The sequence below is a fragment of the Pseudomonas sp. genome (assembly GCF_050739995.1).
In the GTDB taxonomy this organism is placed as follows: domain Bacteria; phylum Pseudomonadota; class Gammaproteobacteria; order Pseudomonadales; family Pseudomonadaceae; genus Aquipseudomonas.
Window position 1 is genome coordinate 1 of record NZ_JBOICG010000399.1, and the last position, 2526, is coordinate 2526.

2 protein-coding genes are annotated in these 2526 nt (G+C 60.9%); both read left to right on the forward strand.

The window, feature by feature from the left end:
• The first annotated feature begins 145 nt into the window (after nucleotides 1–145).
• The gene (locus ACRESD_RS13180) at nucleotides 146–2095 is read left to right on the forward strand and encodes a DNA topoisomerase III (RefSeq protein WP_431751300.1); all 1950 of its coding nucleotides are present in this window, start codon (nucleotides 146–148) and stop codon (nucleotides 2093–2095) included.
• 132 nt (nucleotides 2096–2227) lie between these two features.
• Nucleotides 2228–2526 (forward strand): CBS domain-containing protein (locus ACRESD_RS13185; RefSeq protein ID WP_431751301.1); only part of this gene is annotated, 299 nt, incomplete at its 3' end.

The following is a 2526-nucleotide window of genomic DNA, read 5'->3' on the forward strand; positions in this document are numbered from 1 at the left end:
ATACACCGCTTTCGGGAGCAAGCCCCCTCCCACATTGGTTCTGTGGTGCCCACACAAATTGCTGTACATCCATACAGATAATGGTTGCTCAAATCCCTCCGACTAAGCATCCTGCAAGGCATCAACCCGATCTGATGTGATGACCATGCGGCTGTACCTCTGTGAAAAACCCTCCCAGGCCAAGGATATCGCGGCCGTACTCGGCGCCAGCCGGCGCGGCGACGGGTGCTGGCTGGGCAATGGGGTCACGGTCACCTGGTGCATCGGCCACCTGCTGGAAACCGCCCCACCGGATGCCTACGACGCCAAGTACAAACGCTGGGTGCTGGCCGACCTGCCGATCGTCCCGGAAAAATGGAAGATGCTGGTCAAGCCCAAGACCGCCAGCCAGTTCAAGGCAGTCAAGCGTTTGCTGGGGGAAGCCCACGAGCTGGTGATCGCCACCGACGCCGACCGCGAGGGCGAAATGATCGCCCGTGAACTGGTGGAGCATTGCCGCTATCGCGGGCCGATCCAGCGGTTGTGGCTGTCGGCGCTGGATGACGCCTCCATTCGCAAGGCCCTGGCCGCGCTCAAGCCCGGCGCTGAAACCTTCAGCCTGTATCACTCGGCCCTCGGCCGTTCCCGCGCCGACTGGTTGATCGGCATGAACATGAGTCGCTTATTCACCTTGCTCGGGCGCCAGTCCGGGTATCAGGGCGTGTTGCCGGTAGGTCGGGTGCAAACGCCGACCCTGCGCCTGGTGGTGGACCGCGACCGCAGCATCGCCGACTTCGTACCCGTGGCTTACTGGGCCATCGATGTCGACCTGCGCCACGAGCGCATGACCTTCACCGCCCAATGGCGCGCAGCCGAAGATGCCTGTGACGACCAGGGCCGTTGCCTCAACCCACAGCTGGCACGGGAGGCGGCCGACGCCATGAGCAATGCCGCCACAGCCCGATTGGTGAAGCTGCGCACCGAACGCATGCGCGAGGTGGCGCCCCTGCCCTTCGACCTGGGCACCCTGCAGGAAATCTGTTCAAAGAAACTCGGCCTCGGTGCCCAAGAAACCCTGGATATCGCCCAGTCGCTCTACGAAACCCACAAGGTCATTACCTACCCCCGCAGTGATTGCGGCTACTTGCCGTTGAGCCAGCACGGTGACGCCCCGAATATTCTCGCCGCACTGGGCCGTGCAGATGCGGCGCTGAATGAACTGATGCCGCATATCGACCCCCAACGCCGCTCGCGGGCGTGGAACGATGCCAAGGTCAGCGCCCACCACGGCATCATTCCCACGGGTGCTGGCAAGGATGTCGGGCAACTGACCGGCAAACACCGGGCGGTTTACACCTTGATCCGCGCGCGTTACCTGGCGCAATTCCTGCCCAACCACGAATACGATCGCACTCAGGCGGACTTTGACTGTGCAGGCCAGGCGTTGCGCGCGGTCGGTAAAGTCATCATCGAACCGGGTTGGAAACGGGCCTTGCCAGAAGCGCTGGCCCCCGCCAAAGGCCGAGAGGCACCGGCCCCGCAAGCGTTGCCGATGTTGGTGCAAGGCCAGGACTACAACGTGGCCAAGGTCAATCTCAAAGACCTGTGGACCCAGCCACCCAAACCCTTCACCGAAGGCGACCTGATCAAGGCCATGAAAAACGTCGCCAAGCTGGTGGAAGATCCATTGCTCAAGCAAAAGCTCAAGGACACCACCGGTATCGGCACCGAGGCCACCCGTGCCGGAATTATCCAGGGGCTGCTGGACCGTGGTTATCTGGTGAAAAACGGCAAGGCGCTCTCAGCCACCCCGGCGGCATTCAGCCTGATCGACGCCGTACCCCGCGCCATCGCCGACCCTGGCACCACCGCCATTTGGGAACAAGCGCTGGACATGGTGCAAAGCGGGGAAATGAGCCTGGAAGAATTCGTCGCCAAACAAGCCGCCTGGATGAGCAAACAAGTGGCTCGTTGCAACGGCATGCGCATGACCATCACCGGCCCGGCCAGCCCGGCAGGTCGAGGTGCCACCCCGTGGAAAAAGAAACGCAAGAGCGCGCCACGCAACACAGCAGCCGCACCCAAGCGGGGGAAAAAGCCGACAAATGCCGGATAACCATCAAAAAAATCCGGCGAATGACGTTTTTCGACGGGTTTAGCGCCGCTTTGGGCCTTGCGGCACCGTAGCCCGTCTAGGATTCTGTAGGGGACCTGCTGACTTCCTAACAACAACACCGGAGTGGCCGCCATGAAAACCGTTGCACAAGTGCTGAAAGCCAAGGACCTGAAAAACCAGGACGTCCATACCATCCAATGGGACCACACCGTATTTGAAGCACTGGTCCGCATGTCGGAGAAAAACGTCGGGGCTTTGCCGGTCGTCAAGGAAGGTGCAGTTGTCGGGATCATCAGCGAACGGGACTACGCACGCAAAATCATGCTCAAGGGGCTGTCGTCGGTGACTACCAAAGTCCATGAGGTAATGAGCTCTCCAGTGATCACCGTCGACACCCATAAAAAGGTCGATGAGTGCATGAACATCATGAC

Excerpts from the sequence above, each read along its gene's own strand:
- ACRESD_RS13180 (WP_431751300.1), top strand. The coding sequence starts at position 146 with ATGCGGCTGTACCTCTGTGAAAAACCCTCCCAGGCCAAGGATATCGCG.